The sequence below is a fragment of the Actinacidiphila epipremni genome (assembly GCF_012034175.1).
Lineage (GTDB): Bacteria > Actinomycetota > Actinomycetes > Streptomycetales > Streptomycetaceae > Actinacidiphila > Actinacidiphila epipremni.
This window is the reverse complement of sequence record NZ_JAATEJ010000004.1, coordinates 22,573-42,121: the sequence shown is the minus strand read 5'-3', so window position 1 is coordinate 42,121 and position 19,549 is coordinate 22,573. Positions and strand designations below refer to the sequence as shown.

14 protein-coding genes and 1 riboswitch are annotated in these 19,549 nt (G+C 74.8%); of the genes, 11 read left to right on the top strand and 3 right to left on the bottom strand.

Translation table 11 applies throughout. The features are described from left to right. Positions 1–864 precede the first annotated feature (864 nt). The 8 genes from HCN08_RS07410 to HCN08_RS36065 all read left to right on the top strand — a co-directional run bounded on the left by HCN08_RS07410 (position 865) and on the right by HCN08_RS36065 (position 9,863). The gene (locus tag HCN08_RS07410) at positions 865–2,280 is read left to right on the top strand and encodes an MFS transporter (protein WP_167982111.1); all 1,416 of its coding nucleotides are present in this window, start codon (positions 865–867) and stop codon (positions 2,278–2,280) included. Positions 2,281–2,404: 124 nt separating this feature from the next. Next, on the top strand, positions 2,405–3,643 hold the full coding sequence (gene lhgO, locus HCN08_RS07405; protein ID WP_167982110.1) for an L-2-hydroxyglutarate oxidase: 1,239 nt from the start codon (positions 2,405–2,407) through the stop codon (positions 3,641–3,643). Positions 3,644–3,857: 214 nt separating this feature from the next. Beyond that, on the top strand, positions 3,858–4,679 hold the full coding sequence (trmB, locus tag HCN08_RS07400; protein WP_322974294.1) for a tRNA (guanosine(46)-N7)-methyltransferase TrmB: 822 nt from the start codon (positions 3,858–3,860) through the stop codon (positions 4,677–4,679). A gap of 135 nt (positions 4,680–4,814) precedes the next feature. Then, positions 4,815–6,212: a PrsW family intramembrane metalloprotease gene (locus HCN08_RS07395; protein ID WP_167982109.1), complete on the top strand. Its 1,398-nt coding sequence runs from the start codon at positions 4,815–4,817 to the stop codon at positions 6,210–6,212. A gap of 28 nt (positions 6,213–6,240) precedes the next feature. After that, positions 6,241–6,813 (top strand): Uma2 family endonuclease, encoded by a 573-nt coding sequence (locus HCN08_RS07390; protein ID WP_206318507.1) that lies wholly within the window; start codon positions 6,241–6,243, stop codon positions 6,811–6,813. 253 nt (positions 6,814–7,066) lie between these two features. After that, positions 7,067–7,777: a helix-turn-helix transcriptional regulator gene (locus HCN08_RS36070; protein WP_167982108.1), complete on the top strand. Its 711-nt coding sequence runs from the start codon at positions 7,067–7,069 to the stop codon at positions 7,775–7,777. Between the two features lie 65 nt (positions 7,778–7,842). Further along, positions 7,843–8,832 (top strand): MmyB family transcriptional regulator, encoded by a 990-nt coding sequence (locus tag HCN08_RS36440; RefSeq protein ID WP_167982107.1) that lies wholly within the window; start codon positions 7,843–7,845, stop codon positions 8,830–8,832. After that, on the top strand, positions 8,829–9,863 hold the full coding sequence (locus tag HCN08_RS36065; RefSeq protein ID WP_167982106.1) for an MBL fold metallo-hydrolase: 1,035 nt from the start codon (positions 8,829–8,831) through the stop codon (positions 9,861–9,863). Before HCN08_RS36440 ends, HCN08_RS36065 begins: the two co-directional genes overlap by 4 nt. A gap of 211 nt (positions 9,864–10,074) precedes the next feature. Here the strand turns inward: HCN08_RS36065 and HCN08_RS07370 are convergent, their stop codons facing one another. Beyond that, positions 10,075–11,205, bottom strand: coding sequence for a M23 family metallopeptidase (locus tag HCN08_RS07370; protein ID WP_167982105.1), 1,131 nt, complete (start codon positions 11,203–11,205; stop codon positions 10,075–10,077). Between the two features lie 11 nt (positions 11,206–11,216). Further along, positions 11,217–11,380, bottom strand: a riboswitch (cyclic di-AMP (ydaO/yuaA leader). Positions 11,381–11,854: 474 nt separating this feature from the next. Between HCN08_RS07370 and HCN08_RS07365 the strand changes: the two genes are divergently transcribed. Beyond that, positions 11,855–12,577, top strand: a complete 723-nt coding sequence (locus HCN08_RS07365; RefSeq protein ID WP_167982104.1) for an N-acetylmuramoyl-L-alanine amidase — start codon at positions 11,855–11,857, stop codon at positions 12,575–12,577. Here the strand turns inward: HCN08_RS07365 and HCN08_RS07360 are convergent. Continuing rightward, positions 12,564–13,295: a DUF4240 domain-containing protein gene (locus HCN08_RS07360; protein WP_240969874.1), complete on the bottom strand. Its 732-nt coding sequence runs from the start codon at positions 13,293–13,295 to the stop codon at positions 12,564–12,566. The genes HCN08_RS07365 and HCN08_RS07360 overlap by 14 nt on opposite strands. Before the next feature lie 971 nt (positions 13,296–14,266). Between HCN08_RS07360 and HCN08_RS07355 the strand changes: the two genes are divergently transcribed. Beyond that, positions 14,267–16,702, top strand: coding sequence for a DUF7617 domain-containing protein (locus tag HCN08_RS07355; RefSeq protein ID WP_206318506.1), 2,436 nt, complete (start codon positions 14,267–14,269; stop codon positions 16,700–16,702). Between the two features lie 777 nt (positions 16,703–17,479). After that, positions 17,480–18,973, top strand: coding sequence for a hypothetical protein (locus HCN08_RS07350; RefSeq protein WP_167982103.1), 1,494 nt, complete (start codon positions 17,480–17,482; stop codon positions 18,971–18,973). A gap of 66 nt (positions 18,974–19,039) precedes the next feature. Here the strand turns inward: HCN08_RS07350 and HCN08_RS07345 are convergent, their stop codons facing one another. Continuing rightward, complete coding sequence (locus tag HCN08_RS07345) at positions 19,040–19,513, bottom strand: carboxymuconolactone decarboxylase family protein (protein ID WP_167982102.1); 474 nt, start codon at positions 19,511–19,513, stop codon at positions 19,040–19,042. Positions 19,514–19,549 lie beyond the last annotated feature (36 nt).

Here is a 19,549-nt window from a genome sequence, read left to right as displayed (position 1 = left end):
GCCCGCCGCATCCGGCCGACGCACCCGTACGGGACGGCGGGGGCGGCCGGCCGCACGGCAGGCGCACGCCGGCGCGCAACTCCGGTACGGGGCCCCGGCGATCACCCCGGCGGGCAGCCAACGGCCCACCCGGGAAGGGGACTCGGCGACGGGAACGGGGCGGCAGCGGAGGAGGGCGGACCGGGACGGGGCGAGGCGGCCGGCGCCGGGGCGCCGGACCGCCCGGGGCCCGCGACACACGGCCCGGGAGGCGGCCCAACGCCTCCCGGGCCGGTCCGCCACCCGCGGGGATTGTGGCAGCGGAACTCGCCGGCCCGCCGCACACCGCCAAGCCGCCTGGCGGTGGCGCGGGCCGACCCACGGGTCCACATGCAACCCCCCGCAGCCGTCCCGGCACAGAGCGCACAGGCAGGCGCACGGCCACATATACCGGGAGCACGATCGCGCCCCCTGAGCGGGGCGCCACGGGCGCCTTCACCGAACCCCCGCGAACCCCCCGCGGAACCCCCGCCAGTGGTCCGCGGCAGGTTCGACGCGGCGGCGCGGAAGATCGGTTGAAGGCCCGCCGGCGGGCTCGCGGAGCTCCGCGCGGGGGCACTTTCCGCGCCATCTCCGCGTTGGCGTAAGGGGCTGGATTCGCGCCATCCGACACGAGACACTTAACGGTCGGGAGGCGGCGAACTACGCTGGGTGTACCCGGTTCGCACCCGTACGTGCGGCTCGGACAACCGGCTCAGGCACCGCGCTCGCCGCCAACGGGCCCCCGCGGTGGCTGAATCGGCTCCAGGGGAGGGCGACCCCCGCACCCCATCGACCGACCAGGCCCGCCGGCCTGCCCCCAGCGGCATCACGAGGTGAACCGCAGTGAACAGAGAACACCGCGGGCCGAACGAGAAACTCGGCGCCCTTCTCGGTCTCGCCGGAATAAGCAACGCCGGACTCGCGCGCCGGGTCAACGACCTCGGCGCGCAACGGGGCCTGACGCTGCGTTATGACAAGACCTCCGTCGCCCGCTGGGTCGCCAAGGGCATGGTGCCGCAGGGCGCCGCGCCGCATCTGATCGCCGCCGCCATCGGCAGCAAGCTCGGCCGGCCGGTGCCGCTGCACGAGATAGGCCTGGCCGACGCCGACCCGGCGCCCGAGGTCGGTCTGGCCTTCCCGCGCGATGTCGGCGAGGCGGTGAAATCGGCCACCGACCTGTGGCGGCTGGACCTCGCGGGCCGCCGCGGGCCCGGCGGGGCCGGCATCTGGCAGAGCTTGGCCGGATCCTTCGCAGTGAGCGCTTACGTGACGCCCGCCTCACGCTGGCTGATCACCCCGGCCGACGCGACCGTGGCGCGCGACGCGCCCGCTCCCGGGATGGCGCATGTGGGGCACGCCGATGTCGCCAAGCTCCGCGAGGCGGCGGAGGATGCGCGCCGCTGGGACTCCAAGTACGGCGGCGGCGACTGGCGTTCGAGCATGGTGCCGGAGTGCCTGCGGGTCGAGGCGGCGCCGCTGCTGCTCGGCTCGTACAGCGACGACGTGGGCCGCGCGCTGTTCGGCGCGACATCCGAACTGACCAGGCTCGCCGGGTGGATGGCCTTCGACACCGGCCAGCAGGAAGCCGCGCAGCGCTACTACATCCAGGCGCTGCGGCTGGCCCGCGCCGCCGCGGACGTGCCGCTCGGCGGGTACGTGCTCGCGTCGATGTCGCTGCAGGCGACGTACCGCAACTTCGCCGACGAGGGCGTGGACCTCGCGCAGGCCGCGATCGAGCGCAACCGGGGCCTGGCGACGGCCCGCACGATGAGCTTCTTCCACCTCGTCGAGGCCCGCGCGCACGCCAAGGCCGGCGAGGCGGCGGCCTGCGGGGCCTCGCTCGCCGCCGCGGAGGCGCTGCTGGAGCGGGCCAGGGAGGGCGACACCGACCCCAGTTGGCTCGGCTTCTACTCCTACGACCGGCTCGCCGCGGACGCCGCCGAGTGCTACCGCGACCTGCGGCTGCCGCGCCAGGTGCAGCGCTTCACCGAGCACGCGCTGGCGCGCCCCACCGAGGAGTTCGTGCGCTCGCACGGCCTGCGGCTGGTGGTCTCGGCGGTCGCGGAGCTGGAGTCGGGCAACCTGGACGCGGCGTGCGCGGCGGGCGCGAAGGCCGTCGAGGTCGCCGGGCGCATCTCCTCGGCCCGCACGACCGAGTACGTCCGCGACCTGCTGCACCGGCTGGAGCCGTACAACGACGAGCCGCGCGTGCTGGAACTGCGGGAGCGGGCCCGGCCGTTGCTGGCCGCCCCGGCGTAGCGCCGCCCCCGGCGGGCCCTTTCGGGGGCCGGGTCCCGTGGTCCCTCGCCGGTTGCCGGACAACGCCGCGTCTCGTTGCGTAAGTTGATCACCGGCACACCCTGCCCGGGACAGGAGGCCCGCCATGTCCGCCACGCGCGCGGCTCAGCAGGAGACGCAGCAGACGTACGACGTGACCGTCGTGGGCGCCGGCATCGTCGGGCTCGCCACCGCGTACGCGCTGAGCCGGGCCGCGCCGGCGCTGCGGGTCGCCGTCGTGGAGAAGGAGCCGGGGCCCGGGCGGCACCAGACCGGGCACAACAGCGGGGTGATCCACAGCGGCATCTACTACCCGCCGGGCTCGCTCAAGGCCGAGTACGCGCTCGCGGGCGCGGCGGAGACGCCGAAGTTCTGCGCCGAGCACGGGATTTCGTACGAAATCACCGGCAAGCTCATCGTCGCCACCGAGCAGGCGGAGCTGCCGCGGCTGCATGCGCTCGTCCAGCGCGGGCGCGAACACGGCTTGACGGTACGGGAGTTGGGGCCGGCGCAGATCGCCGCGCACGAGCCGGAGATCGCCGGGCTGGCGGCGATCCATGTGGCCTCGACCGGCATCTGCGACTTCCGCGGCGTCGCCGCCGCGCTCGCCCGGCTCGCGGCGGACGCCGGGTGCGTCATCCGGTACGGGCTGCGGGTCACCGCGATCGACCGCGAGCCGGACGGCACGGTCGCCGTCGGCACCGCCGCCGGCGGGCCGGCGCTGCGCACCAAGGTGCTGGTCAACTGCGCGGGCCTGCACAGCGACCGGCTCGCCCGGCTCGCCGGAGACGAGCCGGCCTTGCGCATCGTGCCCTTCCGGGGCGAGTTCTACGAGCTGGCGCCCGCCCGGCGCGGGCTGGTGCGCGGCCTGGTCTATCCGGTGCCGGACCCCCAATTCCCCTTCCTCGGCGTGCACTTCACGCGGGACGTGCACGGCGGCGTCCACGTCGGCCCGAACGCGGTCCCGGCGATGGCCCGCGAGGGCTACCACCGGTGGAGCCTGCGGCCACGCGACCTCGCCGGTACGGCCGCCTACCCCGGCACCTGGCGCATCGCCCGCCGGCACTGGCGCCAGGAGGCCGGCGAACTGCGCCGCTCCCTGTCCCGCCGGGCCTTCGCCGCGCAGGCCCGCCGCCTGCTGCCCGCGCTCCGCCCGGCGGACCTGCGCCCCGCGCCCGCCGGGGTGCGCGCGCAGGCCGTGCTCCCGGACGGCACCCTCGTCGACGACTTCCGCTTCGCCGGATCACCGCCCTTCGTCCACGTCCTCAACGCCCCCTCCCCCGCGGCGACCGCCGCGCTGCCCATCGGCCGCGAAATCGCCCGGCGGGTGCTGGCGGCGCTCTGAGGCCGCTCCCGGGGCTCAGGAGCCGCGCTCCGGGGCCGCGGGCCGGGGGGCTCCCGCCGGGCCGCTGCGGGGCCGCGCCCCGGCCTCTCCCCGGCCGCGCCCCGGTGGGCGCCGGGCCCCGGGATGGGGCGGCGGGGGAACCGCCGGTGGCCATCTGCACCGGCCACCACCTGCACCGTTGCCACCGGCGTGGTCCCGTAGAATCGGATGCATTGTGTCCAGCTCATCCCTTGCCGCCGCCGAAGCCGCCGCCCATGTGCCCGATGCGACCGCCGCTCCCGATGCGACCGCGCCCGCGAGTACCCGGCGGGGCGGGGGGCGGTTTCCGGACGGGCCCGCCGCTGATCCCGCCGGGTCGCGGGAGGAGCACCGGATCCGGTCGTTCCATGCGCGCCGCGGGCGGATCACGCACGCCCAGGCCGCGGCGATCGAGCGGCACTGGGGTGCGTGGGGCGTGGAGCTGGACGGCCGGCCGCTGGACCTCGCGGCGCTGTTCGGGTCGGCCGAGATGCCCGTCGTGCTGGAGATCGGCTTCGGGATGGGCGACGCGACCGCGCACATGGCCGCGGCCGACCCCGGCACCGGCATTCTCGCCGTCGACGTCCACACGCCCGGCCAGGGCAACCTGCTCGCACTCGCCGACCGCGCGGGCCTGACGAACGTCCGGGTCGCCAACGGCGACGCGATCGTGCTGCTGCGCGACATGCTCGCGCCCGGCTCGCTCGCCGGCCTGCGCGTCTACTTCCCCGACCCGTGGCCCAAGGCCAAGCACGCCAAGCGCCGCCTGATCCAGCCGTCCTTCCTCGCCCTCGTCACGCCGCTGCTGCGGCCCGGCGCGGTCGTGCACTGCGCGACGGACTGGGAGCCGTACGCCGAGCAGATGCTGGAGGTGCTGAGCGCCGCGCCGGGCCTGGTGAACGCGCACCCGGCGGAGGGCTTCGCGCCGCGGCCGGACTTCCGGCCCCTGACGAAGTTCGAGCGGCAGGGCCTGGACAAGGGGCACGTCGTGCGGGACCTGCTCTTCACGCGGGTCTGAGCGCCAGGTCTCAGCGCCTGGTCTCAGCGCCGGGTCCGTACGCGGCTCCGAGCGCCCGCTCCCCGCGCCGACGCGCCAGGTCGGGCGCCCCCGCACCCTCGCGGAGCACCGCCGCGGCCCCGTACTGTCGACAAGGTGTCCACGTACTCGTACTCGTCCCCGAACTCCCCCGAGCCCGGGCCGCCGCCCGGCAGTTCCTCCGACGAGCGCGTGTACGTACCGGCGGAGCCGCCCGCCTCCCTGCACTACGCCCCGCGGCGGCCGTTCTGGGAGAGCCGGGCCGTCCGCACCGGTGCGCTGTTCACCGTGCTCGCGGTGTGCGGCGTGGTCATCCTCGCGGTGGTGCGGCACCACATAGGTACCGAGCCGTTCCTGGTCGGGATGGCGCTCGCGGTGCTGCCCGTGCCGCTGCTGCTGTGGGCGTTCCTGTGGCTGGACCGGGTCGCGCCCAGCCCCTGGCAGAACGTCGCCTTCGCCTTCGCGTGGGGCGCGTGCGCGGCCACGCTGGTCGCGCTGTTCGCCAACGAGTACGGGGCGAAGCTGCTGGCCAGCACGCTGTCGGCGACACCGAGCCAGTCCGACCGCTGGGGGGCGACGTTCGTCGCGCCGCTGGTGGAGGAGACGGCCAAGGGCACCGCGATCCTCCTGCTCTACCTCTTCCGGCGGCGGCACATCGAGTCGCTGCTCGACGGCATCGTGCTCGGCGGGCTGGTCGCGACGGGCTTCGCCTTCACCGAGAACATCCTCTACCTCGGCACCGCCTTCGGCGAGGACAAGGCCGTCGGGGCGGGCGTGCTGGGCTCCACCACCGCGGCGACCTTCTTCGTACGCGTCCTGATGACGCCCTTCGCGCACCCGCTCTTCACGTCCATGACCGGCCTCGGCTTCGCCGTCGCCGCCGTCGCCCGCCCCCGCAGCCCCCTGCGCTGGCTCGGCCCGGTGGGCGGCTGGCTGCTCGCGATGGTGCTGCACGGCTCGTGGAACGGCTCCTCGCAGCTGTCGCCGGTGGGCTTCCTCACGGTGTACGTGTCCGTCATGATCCCCGTCTTCGGGCTGCTGGTGTGGCTCGCCTTCTGGGCCCGCTCACGCGAACTGCGCACCGTACGCGAGCAGCTCGGCGTCTACGTGGCCGCGGGCTGGCTCGCGCCGCGCGAACCGGTGGCCCTGGGCTCGATGCGGCTGCGCGCCGACGCCCGCGACACCGCCCGCCGCTACCACGGCGACACCGGCGCCCGCGCGGTCCGCGACTACGCCGTCTACGCCTCCCACCTCGCCTTCCTGCGCTCCGCCGCCACCCGCGGCCTCCAGCCCCCCGACTTCGCCGCCCGCGAGTCCGAACTCCTCCACCACCTCTGGCACCACCGCCCCCTGGCCCAACCCGCCCTCCTCCACGCACTCCCCACCCCCTGGCCCCCGCCCTACCCGCCGCCCTTCCCCAGCCCTTTCCCCACCCAGCCTGCCGCCCCCGCCTGGCCCCCGCACCACTCGCCCTATGCCCCGGCTCGGCAATGGGCGCCGCCGAAGCACCTGTGAGACGACGCCTCTGCAGGACAATGGCGGCATGGTGGACTACGCACGCACGCGGGCCGTTGCCGAGGAGCTGGCCAAGCACGCACCGGACGATGTGCGCGGCTTCGAGATCACCGATGGCACGATCGTCATGCTGATGTCGCCACCGAGGCCGCACGAGTACGCCGCCCTGCGCATCCGGCAGCAGTTGGACCAGCAGCTCCCGCCCGAACTCGTGGCGCACACGGGCGGCGACATCGAGGACCCGTCGTTGGGCAAGCTTCGCCGCCCCGATGTGATCGTCGTGGCAAACGCCGCCTTCGACGAGGACACGATGGACCCCTTCGACCCCCGCGACGTCCCCCTCGTCGTCGAGGTCGTCTCCCCGTCCAACCACACCAACGACTACGTCGAGAAGGTCGAGGACTACGCGGCCATGGGCATCGAGCACTACCTCGTGGTCGACCCGCGCAAGTCCACCCTCACCGTCTTCGGTGATCCCGGCCCGACCGCCGAAGGACCGCGTTACCGCGCCCAGCACGACTACGCCTTCGGGGCCCCCGTCACTGTGGGGCCGTGGACGTTGGCCACGACCGGGCTTCGGCCGTATCCGACGACGAACTGACCTCGGAAAAGGACGGGTTGAGTACGTTCACGCCGATATCGGGTGGTTCATTTCCTCGACGGATTAGACCTGGAAAACGCGTGACACCCCTGTAACACTCTGTATCTGACGGGTCGACAGACGGATCACGGGGGCTCGTACACGTCCGGGCGGAGGCGGTGTGCCGCGCGGGGCAGCCGACACGAGCAGGAGGTTCAGGCCAGTGCAGCCGAAGGCGACGTCAGGGGCGAGGTACGGGGCAGGGGCCGGGTGGGTGGGGCATACGCCGACCTCGGTCTTCCGGTTGGCGGCGGGCGGGCGGCGCGAGCAGTTGGTCGTGGAGCAGTATCCGCGCCCGCAGGAGTCGTACGAGTGCATGCTCTACGAGATGACCGGCTCGGTGCTGGAGTCGGCGGACGGGATGCTGACCAAGGGGCCGGGGCAGCCGGAGGTGGAGGCGTCGGCGGCGATGGCGGCCCGCGGGGTGCGGGTGCGGGCGATGTATCCGCGGGCGCTGCTGGCCGAGCCGGAGCAGGCGGCGCGGTTGCGGCAGGTGTCGGACACCGGGGTGAGCGTGCGGGTGCTGGACCATGTGCCGCACGACCTGCTGGTCTTCGACGGGCAGACGGTGTGCCTGGCGGCCAGGCCGTCCGCGCGGGACTGCGAGGAGCCGCCGCTGGTGCGGGTCACCGGGCAGCTGCTGGCCGCGTCGTTCGGCGCGATATACGACTCGTACTGGCAGCGCGCGACCCCGCTGTCGCGCACCTCGCCGGGCCCGCACCACGCGCAGCTCGGCGAGCGCGAGCGCGCCGTCATCCGGCTGATGACCAACGGCTACAGCGATGACAGGATCGCCCGGAAGCTGGGTATCACCACCCCGGACGTACAGTCGGTGATGGCCGCGCTGATGGAACGGCTCGACGCCGGCAGCCGTTTCGAGGCCGGGTACAAGCTCGCCCGGGAGGTCGACCCCCGGGACCTGTGACGGGCCCGGCCGCACATGGCAGGGCCGACCGCACACGGCAGGTCGGGGCGGGGCGGAAGGGAGCCGTGAGGGCAGTGCGCGACCGCGAGGCGATGCAGACGCTGCTCGCCCGGGCCCGGGCACGCGTCGACCCGGCGGAGTTCGGCCTGGCCCCGCGCGCCGACCCGCGCGGTCGCAAGGTCGCCGGGCTCACGCACGAGCACATGACGCGGCTGCTGGGCTGGCCGGAGCACAAGTACGGCTACGTCGAGCGCGGCCGGCTCGCCGCGATCGAGACGCAGCTGCTGGAGCCCATCGCACGCATCCTGCACCTGTCCGACCACGAGTGGGAGGCGCTGGTCCTCTACGCCACGGGGCTGCCGCCCGCCTACCGGCTGGACCCGCAGCTGGGGCGGGCGGTGCCGCGGCCGTGGGAGCGGGTGCTGCGCGGCTCGCGCGAGATGGCGTACGTCAACGACGCCGCGTGGGACGTGGTGGCCTACAACGCGGCCTTCGCGCGGCTGTTCAAGCGGCGCGAGGTGCCGGGCAACACGATGCGCTGGATGCTGCTGCACCCCGAGGCGCGCGAGACGCTCGGCGACTGGGAGCGCAGCTGGCTGCCGCGCCTGGTCCCGCAGTTGCGGGCCGCGGTCGTGGCGCACCCGCACAACCGGACGCTGGCGCAGCTGCACGCGGACGCCGGGCGCGACCCGGTGGTGGCGCGGTATCTCCAGACGCCGACCGCGGAGTACATCGGGCCGCGGGCGGAGAACGCGCTGCCGGTGGTGCACGCCGAACTGGGGCCGGGGTGGGCGACGTTGTGCACCGCGGGCCCGTTCGGGGTGCCGGGCGGGCGGCTGATGTTCGTGCTGTTCGACCAGGGCGACAAACCGCAGCACGGCCCGGCGATATCCGCGCCCGCGCACGGCCCGGTGGACCCGCAGGAGGCCCCGCACGGGCCGGGGACGGGGGCGTACGGGCCGGGAGCGGGCGCCGGGGCGTACGGGACGGGTGGGCCCGCGTACGGCCCGCAGGAGCCGGTACGTGCCGCCGGGCAGCACAATGTGACCCTATGAACTTCCCTCTGCCGCACGAGCTGCGGGCGCTGACACCGAACATCCACGCCTGGCTCCCGGACGGCCACGCCACGTGGGGCCTGGCCAACTGCGTGCTGGTGACCGGGCGGCGCGGCACGGACGGCCCGGCCACCGCGCTGCTGGTCGACACCCCGTACACCGCCGGCATGACGCGGCATCTCCAGGACCTGGTCGCCGGGCTCCCGGGCGCCCCGGTCGTCCGTACGGTCGTCAACACCCATGGCAACGGCGACCATTCGTACGGCAACGGCCTCTTCCCCGGCGCCGAGATCATCGCCACCGAGGCCAACGGCGAGCACCTGTGCGCGGAGCCGGAACCTGCCGTGCTGGCCGGGCTGGTGGCCGCCGCGGACCCGGCGACGGTCCTCGGGGCGTACATGAAGCGGCACTTCGCGCGCTACGGCGACTTCGGCGTCACCTCGCCCACCCACCCGACCCGTACGTTCAGCGGTGAACTCGACCTGGACGTCGGCGGATCGGCGGTGCGGCTGATCGAGGTGGGGCCCGCGCACACGGCCGGCGACCTCATCGTGCACCTCCCCGAGGAGGGTGTGGTGTGCGCGGGGGACGTGGTCTTCCACGAGGACCACCCGGTGCACTGGGCGGGGCCGTTGGAGTCGGTGCACCGGGCGTGCGAGCGCATCCTGGCGTGCGGGCCGCGGATCGTCGTGCCGGGCCACGGGCTGGTGATGACGCCGCAGGAGGTGCGGGTCTACGCCGACTACCTGCTGGACCTGCGCGAGGCGATCCACCGCGGGCACGCGGCGGGCCGGCCGCTGCCGGTGCTGGCGGCCGAGCTGATCGCCGCGGACCCGCATCCGCGGTGGGGGCTGACGGAGCGGATGGCGATCCTCGCGGCCGTCGAGTACCGCGCGCTGGACGGGGCGCAGGACCGGGCGGACCTGGTGGCGCTGGTGGGCTTCGCGGCCGGTTTCGCGGCGCGGGAGAGCGCGGAGGAGAGCACGCCGGAGAGCGGGGAGCCCGCGGGGAGCGTCACGGCCGGCGGCTGACATGCCGACGGCCCCGGCGTCGGGGGGGGTGAACGCCGGGGCCGCGGCGGTCCGTGGAGGCCGCCGGGCTTGCGCCCGGGGGTCGGCCCGTGTGGTGCTGGGCGGTGCGTGGGGCGGGATCGGAACCCGCTCCGGTGTGCGGAAAAGCCTTGCGTGCGTCAGAGCCTAGGGCGCAGCGGACGTGTCCGCTACGTGCGTGCGGGCGGTGCGTTCAGACGGCGACGTCGTGGCCGTACAGCCACGGCACCGGGTCGACCGGGGCACCGCCGTCGGGGCGTACTTCGAGGTGCAGGTGCGGGTCCGGCGCGTTGCCGGTGGCTCCGACCCTGCCGATCGTGTCGCCAGTGGTGACCTTACCGGACGTGGCGACCATCGTGGAAAGGTGGCAGTACCAGAGCTCGGTGCCGTCGTCGAGGGTGAGCACGACGCGGTAGCCGTACGAGCCCGCCCAGCCGGCCGAGGTGACCGTGCCGGTGTGGACGGCGTGGACCGGGGTGCCGGTGGGCGCGGCGAAGTCCTGGCCGGTGTGGGTGGCCCACATGTTGCCGGACTCGCCGAAGGCGGTGGTCAGGGTGTACGAGGCCATCGGCCGTACGTAGGAGGCGGCGAGGTGGGTCAGCCGCTCCGCCTCGGCCTGGGCGGCGGCTTCGGCGGCGGCCTTGGCCTTCGCCTCGGCTTCGGCCTTGGCGGCGGCGGCCTGCTCGCGGACCTTGCGGGCCGCGGCCTCCTTCGCCGCGAGCGCGGCGGCGGCGTCGCGCTTGGCCTGCTCGGCGGCCTCACGCTGCCGGGTGACCTGGGCGATGATGCGGTGGCAGAGCACGTCGCCGGGGCTGGCGGCGGGGGCGGCCGGGGCAGCCGGGGCCGCGGCGGGCTCGGTGCCGGCGGGCGCCGGCTCGGCGGCGGGCGCGGGCCCGGGTTCGGCCTCGGCGGGCGCGGGGGCCGGCGCGGTGAGCGTCGCGGCGGCGGTGGCGGCCGGGGCGGTGAGCGTGCCCGTCGCGGCCGTCGTGGCCTGCGCGGGCCGGGGCGCGGCGGCCGGCAGCGGCTCGGGGGCGAGCGGGGTGTCCGCGACGGTTATCGGCGTGGCGGCGGGCGCCTCGGCCGCCGCGGCGACCCCGCCGGCGCCGACCGCGGCCATCGCCGCGATGCCGAGCACGGTGGAGCCGACGGCCGCGCCGCCGAGGCCGGGCAGGCCGGTGCGCTGGCGGGGAAGGCGCTGGATGCGGGGTGCGGCGCCCGCGGGGTCGCCGTCGAGGACGAGGGCCGCGTCCGGCTCCCCGAAGGACCACTGCCCGGTCGGCTCGGCCACCGGAGTAGGGGCGTAGGCAGGCTGGTTGGACGCCACGGGGGCGCACTCCTTTCCTTCCTTCTCGCCTACCGGGTTAGCTGACGGGTTCGGAGCAGGAAGGTCTCCTACGGGTTGCCTTTCGGCCCCCCGATTCACCCCATTGGACCCCTTCCGTGGGTGACGGAAGGGCGGGTCCCCGGTTCCCGCGGACGGGATTCGGCAAGCGCACGGTGCCGCCTGTCGGCGGCAGTGACGACCGCGCTGCGTTATCGAACGTTAATAGAGCCGGGGAGGTTTTCCAAGCCGAACGGGAGAGTTCGGGGTGGGAAGCAAACGGGCAGGGTATGACTTGACGGGACGAACCGGACAAGCGGCGTGGCCGGGCGGTGACGTGAGCGTGTGTCAGTTGTTACCGAAAAGGGGAGGCATGGCTACGGGTGGTGAGCCGGCGACGGCGAGCGGAAGCAGAGGGGCGCGGGGCATGGCGACGGGAGTACGCCGGGGCGGCCCCGGGAGCGCGCACGGGCGGCTGATATCCGCGGCCACGGCACCGCCCGGCCGGCCACCCGGCCGGTGAGGTGCCAGTGGTCTGAACCTGTGCCAATGCGCGAACCGCTTGGCACGCCGGGGGCACGGGCCGCACGATGGGCGGGCCCGATGTCTTTGTCATGCACTCGTCCACACCATGACGCTTCAGGGAGCCCCGATGCATCGCCCCGACTCCGCGGCGCCCAGCCGCCGTTCGCTGCTGCGCGGCGGCCTCGGCCTCGGCGCCGCCGCCACCGCGGGCCTGGCCGCCGACCTCTGGTCCGCCGGCGCCGCACATGCCGCCGCCGGCCGGGTACGGCCCGCAGGCCCGCACGCCGGACCGCACGCAGGCCCGTACGCCGGAGGGCACACGTCCCCGCACGCCGGGCCGCACGCCGCCCCGGCGGCCTCCGCCGTCGACTACCCGTCGGCGACCTGGGCGCCGGCCAGCACCGGCAACTACACCGCGTCCAACCGCCCCACCAGCTACCCCGTCCAGCTGGTCGTCATCCACGTCACCCAGGAGACCTTCAGCGACACCATCAAGCTCTTCCAGGACCCGGCGCACGCCGCCGCCGCGCACTACGTCGTGCGGTCCGCGGACGGCGCGATCGACCAGTGCGTGCGCGAGCACGACATCGCCTGGCACGCGGGGAACTGGGACTACAACACCCGCAGCATCGGCATCGAGCACGAGGGCTGGGTCGACCAGCCGTCGTACTTCACCACCGCGATGTACCACGCCTCGGCGGCGCTGACGGCGTCGATCTGCGACAAGTACGGGATCCCGAAGGACCGCGCCCACATCATCGGCCACTACCAGGTGCCCGGCACCGACCACACCGACCCGGGGCCGAACTGGGACTGGGTGCGCTACATCCGGCTGGTCAACGGGGTCTGACGGCGCCGGTCCCGCCGTCCGGCCGCCCGTGCGGGTACGGCTCGGCGCGGGGTCCGGGCGGGACGACGCCGGGAGGGGCGTCGAGGGGGACGCCCAAGGGGACGTCCAGGGGGAACAGGACGCTCAGCCGCGGGAGGCGGCGGGCGGCCTCGGCCTCGTCGCCGGCCGACCAGCGGCGGCCGGAGGGGCCGGTGCCGCCCGCGGCGGGGGCGGGCTGCCGCGTGCAGGCCATGGCGCGGCGGGCGGCGCGTACGGCGGCGTAGAAGGCGTCGCCGAAGTCGTCGGAGGGGCCGGTGGCGAGCTCGTACGCCTGAAGGCCGATCGTGTCGAGGGTCGGCCAGCCGGGCGCGTCCTCGGCGGTCCACTGCGCCCTCGGGCAGCCGGCCAGCCGCAGCACCTCGGGGGCGTAGCCGAGGACGTCCGGGTCGTTGACGGCGGCCTCGAAGACGGCCCGCCCCAGGCCCATCATCCAGTGCTGGAAGGAGCGGAAGGCGTCGTCGGGGCACCAGCCGCCGAAGATCCGGTCGGCCGCCGCCCACAGGTCCCAGGTCAGCGCCTGGTCGGTGAGGGCGTCCAGGCACGCCTGGAAGCGGACGATGTCGCAGCCGGGCCGGCCGGCGAGGGTGTCGCGCAGCCGGCTGTCGCGCGTGTCGCCCCCGAACCCGTGCCGCCCGGAGCCCTCGATGAGGATCCAGAAGGGGTCGGTGTCCATGAGCATGGGGCTGACTATGCCAGGGGCGCCTGACGGCTCCAATTTCGTTGTGGGGCAGGGCAGTTGGGCTCGTGGACCGAAGGTCCGCGGCCCCGGTCCCGGCGTGCGGCGCGCCGGGTGGCGCGCCCCGGGACGACCGTCCACAGGCTGTGGACGACCCGCCGCGGGCCGGACGGGCCGGACCGCGGCGGGTGTGGGCACGGGCGCGGGGGTCAGGCTCTCCAGAGCCAGGCGAATACCGCCGCGCATGTCCCCATGGTGACCAGAATGGCAATCAACCGGATCGTCAACTCGGGAGCCTCGATGGCCCGTTGCACGGTCCGCCACAACCCATTGGTGATCACGGCTCACCTCCCGCTTCGGCAGGTGTCCTCCGCACTGTTCCGGCAGGTCACCCGCCCTATGCCCACCGTGTGCCCGCGCAGACCGGTACTCGTGCTGCACTCTCCGCGTTTCACTCCAATGGCGGGTCGGGTTCAACCGTTCGGCGGTACGACTGAGGCCGCGCCGGCGTAATGCGGTACGCCCCCGGCCGCCGTTTCGGTGCGAGCGGGGGCGACTTGGGTCGGCGGCCGGAGGCGGTCGGGAAGGGGTCCGGAAGCGGTCCGGAAGCGGGGGCGTGATTTCGGCGGCCACACACGCGGGCGAAGCACGCAATGGCTTTCCCGTACGCGGGTCGTACGCCCCGGCTCCCGCGCGTTTCCCGCGGGCGGATGCGGTCGGAAAGCGGTCGCCGGAGCGGTGCCTTCCGGTGCCTTTCGAAAGTACCCGGAGAATAGCTTTCACCGCCCCTTCCCTTTGCTTCTTTCGAGTGACCCAGGGCCTCTCACCTGCCCTACCGTGTTCGCGCGCGGGCCGGGACGGCGCCCGTGCGCACCGAGGAGGAGGCAGGGACACCGATGCTCCGGCTTTTACGTTCCCTTTCCGCGTCGCCGCCGGTGGCGTGTTCCGCGATCCGGAGCCGGCGGCGCCATTCGGTGGTCGTCGCGGCGGCGGTGATTTCCGCGGCTCTTGTCGCGAGCACGAGCGCGACCACGACCGCGGCCGGTTCGCCGGTGCCGGCCGCCGCGCAGGGCACTGCTCCCGCGCACACGTCGGGCGGAAGCACGGGCGGCGCCGACCCGGCCGCGCCCGCGACCGTCACCGACCCCATCGGCGCCGGCCAGACCTACGTCCCCGGCTCGCTCCGGGTGCCGCCCGGCTGGACGCCCGGCTGGTCCACCGGCGGCAGCACCTTCGCCGGCACCGACCAGGGCGCCGCGACCTCCGTCGTCCGGGCCGTGCAGCAGACCGCGAGCGCCACCGGCACGTCCCTGAGCGGCGACCTGCTGCCTCCCGTACAGGCAGCGGCCCGCGCCACCGGCGGCGACGGCTTCACGCCGATCCTCTTCCGCGCGCCCTCCGGCGACGTCGAGGCGTGGAACATCTACCACCACACCGGCCCCGCCGATCCGACGCTGGTCTGCAACGACCTGTCCACCAACCAGCCCTGCCCGGGCGGCCCTTGGCCGCGCCCGCTCAACACCACGGCCGGGCCGCTCGGTTCGGGCAGCACCGGCGACGTCTTCACCACCCTCACCCCGCAGTACGTCACCGACCCGTCCCGGCCCGGCGTCGTCTACTACCCGGCGGTCGCGGCCGGTTCGGTCGGCGTCGGCTGCCTCGACCTCGGCGCCCGCGCCAACTGCGGTTATGTGGCGCTGGAGTCGTCCACCGGGTCGCCAAGTGCCGCCAACGGACTGGCCGGTGTGGTGACGGTAGGCGGCAAGGTCTACGGCGTGGCCGGCACGGGTGAGGTGCTGTGCATGGACATGGCCTCGCACAGCCCCTGCACCGGCCAGCCCTTCGCCGCGATCGTCCCGCCCAACCACGACGCCCCGGGCGCGACATACTCGCTCTACCAGGGCGCGCTGGCCGTCGCGGACGGCCGGGTCTACGCCTCGTCCTCGCCGCAGAACGGCGCCGCCGTCACCGCGCTCGGCTGCTACGACCCCGCGACCGGCGGGACCTGCGCCGGCTGGGACACCCCGCACCCGGCGGCACCGGGCCCGGGCGCGTACACGTACAGCGCGTTCGTGGCCTACGACACGGCCGGGCAGCCGCAGGGCGTGTGCACCGCGAACACCACCGGCGGCGCACCGGTGACCAGTTGCTACACGCTGGACGGTGAGCCGCTCGCCGCGCCGGCCACCGGGCTCGGTTCACTGCCCGCCGGGGCGCTGGTGTTCAACCCCGAGGTCGTCAATGCGGGCGGTGACAACCGCAGTTACTTCGGCGCGTGGGGCGGCACGCTCGCCGGCGGCACCGTCTGCTACAGCTGGACGCACGCCGCGCCCTGCGCCGGATTCCCGACGATCGCCCAGCACCCCGCCGTCAACGGCGGGGTCACCCGCGACTACGGCTACGCGTACGACGCCACCACCCGCTGCCTGTACGGGCTCGGCGACGCGGGCATCCTCTTCTCGATGGACCCGGCGACCGGCAACTCCCCCTGCCTGCGCACCGGCGCCTCGGTCACCCTCACGCCCGCGGACTTCTCCTGCGGCGGCACCGGGCACGCCGCCGCGTACACGCAGGCGCGGCTGACCGGCCTGGACCTCGCGCACGCCGACCCGGCGGCGACCAGCGTGGTGGTGACCGACCCCGCCGGCACGGTCCTCGCAACTCCCGTGCTCGGCACGGACGGCACGGTGGACCTGTCCGGGATCTCGGTGACGGCGCATCCGTCGATCACGGTGACCGTGCGGTTGAGCCTCACCGACGCGAGCGACTTCGGGGGCGGGCGGCGGCCGGCCCTGACCGTCGCCTTCCAGGGCGACGCACCGCAGATATGCCTGCGGACGGTCGTCGGCACGGACTGCGCCACCAGCCAGGTGACCGACACCGCGAGCGGCACGGACGCGTCGGGCGCGCTGACGTCCAACACCGTGACCGTGCCGGTCGCGCCGGGGGCGGCGTGCCTGCCGCACGTCACGGCGGTCAAGGAGATCTGCGGGTCGGCCGCGCCCCGGGACTGCACGCCGGGCGGCCCCGGGCCCTGGGTCAAGTCCAGCCCGGTCGGGCTGCTCGGGCTGCTCGGTACGGCGCACTGGCGGATCACCGTCACCGACGCGGGGCCGGTGGACGCGACGCAGGTCACCGTCAACGACCCGGCGGTCGGGGCGTGTTCGTCGGCCGCCGGGACCTTCACGCTCACGGCGGGCAGCAGCAGGCAGGTCTACTGCGACTCGCTGCTCTTGGCGCTGCCGCTGAAGAACACGGCGTCGGCGAGCTACTTGCCCGCCAACTCGCCGCACGGCACGGCGTATTCGACGACGGAGCCGTCGTCGGCGGTGGCGTGCTCGCTGCTGTGCCTTCTGGTGCCGGCGGATGAGCGTGAGACCGGTGGGGTAGGAGCGCTTGCGCTCCGCTGAGTTGAGCTCCGGGCCCGCCTCCCCGCTCCCTTGCCGGGAGCCGGGAGGCGGGCCTTCCGGTACGGTCTCCCGGGTCGGTGGCACGGGCGCGCGGGCAGTACGCTCGTGACCCTCACAGCGCGGCGCGCGTGAGCCCCCGGCGGCCCGGCCCGGCCGCCGGCAGGAGGCCGAGCACGAAACCGGGCACCGAGGGGTACGACGGCCGTCCCCTCCGCACAGGGCTCATCGCGAGGGGCGGATCACGTGGACCACCAGCACGGCATACCTCCGGCGGCATCCCCCAACTCCCCGACCCTGCCGCCGGACCCGGCGAAGCGCCCGGGCGCGCCGGCGGCGGGTGGGGGTACGGCTGCGACGCCGGGTACGGCTGCCGCGCCGGCTGCGGCGTCCGCGACGCCGGGTGCGCCGACGGCTGCCGCGCCGGGTGCGCAGACCGCCGGTGACGGTACGGGTGCGACGCCGGGTGCGCCTGCAGCTGCCGCTGCCACGCCGGGTGCCCCCGCCGCGGGGGACGGTAGCGCTGCCGCGCCGGGTGCGTCGGCTGCCGGTCGGGGTACGGCTGCGGCGCCGGCTGCCGCTGCCACGCCGGGTGCTTCGTCTGCCGGCGACGGTACGTCCGCAAAGCCGAGTGCGCCTACGGCTGCCGCTGCCGCGCCGGGTTCGTCGGCGCCGGGCGAGGGTGCGGTTGCCGCGCCAGGTTCGTCGGGCGCGACTCCGGATGCACCGACCGCCGGTGGCGGTGCGGCTGCGGCGCCGGGTACGGCGACCGCTGGCGACGTGGCGCAGGGTAAGCAGCCGCTGCCGGCGGCGGCCAAGACGGCGGGCGGTACGCGGAAGGCTCCGGCGAAGAAGGCCACGACCCCCGCCGCGAAGGCCCGCAAGGCGGCTCCCGCCGCAGGTGCCGCGAAGGCTGCGCAGGCCGCGCCCGCCGCCGCTGCCAAGAAGCAGCCCGCCACGCGTAAGGCCGCGGCTGCCCGGCCGAAGGCAGCGCCCACTACTTCGGCGGGGGACGCCCAGCCGCTGCCCCCGCAAGAGGCTTCCGCCCAGACCGCGGCAACGAGCGCCGCCGCCAAGAAGGCCACCACACGCAAGACGGCAACCGCCGCGCAGAAGAAGGCTGCGGCGAACCCGCCGCGGAAGGCTGCCTCCGCGCCAGCCGCCGGCGCTCCCGCTGCCGCTGCCGCCGGTGCTCCTGCCGCCGCTGCTGGCAACGCAGCCGCCGCCCCTGCTGCCGGTGCGGGTGACGCGCAGGCCGCCAGGACCGCCGCTGCTGGTGCTGCCGGCAAGAAGAGGACCGCCGCCAAGAAGGCCGCGCCCGTGAAGAAGGCGCCGGCGGCGAAGAAGACTGCGGCGAAGGGTGCGGTGGTTGCCGCAGCTGGGGCCGCGGCTCAGGCGGCCGAGGGTGCCGAGCAGTCGCAAGCCGCCGGCGTTGCCGCGCAGGCGTCCGCTCCCGCCGGGGAGGTCGCCGGCCAGGCGTCCGGCGCCGAGGCGCAGGCCACCGCGGGTCAGGTGCCAGCGCCCGCGGCCGTACCCGGGTACCTCGCCCGGCAGGGCTTCGGTGCCGTCGATGGTGAGGGTAGCGGGAAGGAGAAGGCGCCGCGGTTCGGGCGGCGGGCGCGGGTTGTGGCGATTGTCGCGGCCGTGGTCGTCGTGGCTGGGGCGCTTGCCGTCACCGCGGTGGCGACCGGTGGGGACGACGGGGCCGCCGCGGCGTCGACGCCCAGCGCCAGCAGTTCGCCGAAGGCCGTCGCCGCGGCTCCTACCACCGCACCGGGCACGACCGCGCCGGCGCCGAGCGCGACCTCCACGCCGACCTCGTCCCCCGAGGCTGACCCTACGACCACCGCGCCGCCCAAGACGCACCCCTCGAAGGCTGCGTCGGCGCCGACCACGAAGCCGGCGAAGACCCCCGCCACTCCTCCCCCGGCGGCAGCCGGCCCGCACGTCACGTCCGTCGCGATCACCGACCACGCGTGCGTTCCGCACAACCGCACGGCGAGCGCCGAGGTCGTGGTGACGTACGACGGCACCGCCTCCGGGACCCTCCACCTCACCTGGTGGCGCAGCGCCTCGCGGTGGGGTGGGGACAGGGTCACGATCAACCCGCCCCAGATTGCGACCTTCCCCAAGGGAGCCGGGAGCTACGACTACGTAGCCCGCCTCACCCCCTACAAGCAGGACAATCACCGCCCCTACATCGGCGTCACCGTCACCACGGACCCGGCGGCGCGCTCGGGCAATGGCGTGACGCAGTTGGTCTGCGGCGGGTAGGTCCGCGGCGGTTCAGGGGGTCGGGGCGCAGCGCCCCGGCCCCGGCGGGCTCCCTGGGTGGAACCCTCAGCGGTGCACCGTCCCGGCGACGTAGTCGCCGCCCTGCTGGCGGATGATGACGTTCATCCGGTTGAACATGTTGATGAGGCCGACCTGGAAGACGAGGGCGGCGAGCTCTTCGTCGTCGTAGTGCTTGGCAGCGTTCTGCCACACCTCGTCGCTCACTCCGCTGCCGTCCGCGAAACGGGTGCCCGCTTCGGTGAGTTCGAGCGCGGCGCGCTCGGCGTCCGTGAAGACGCTCGTCTCGCGCCAGGCGGCGACGAGGGCGAGCCGGAGGGGCGTCTCGCCGGCTGCCTGCGCCTCCTTGACGTGCATGTCGAGGCAGGCGCCGCAGCCGTTGATCTGGCTGGCCCGGATGTTCACCAGTTCCCTGGTGCGGTTGGAGAGCGCGGAGCCGGCGAGTACGCGGTCGGCTCCGACGATGTGCTTGACGAACTTCTGCCCGACGTCGGTGCCGAGCGCGTTGATCCGAGGCTCCATGAGGCCCTCCTTGGGATGAGTCGTCCGTGCGCTGCG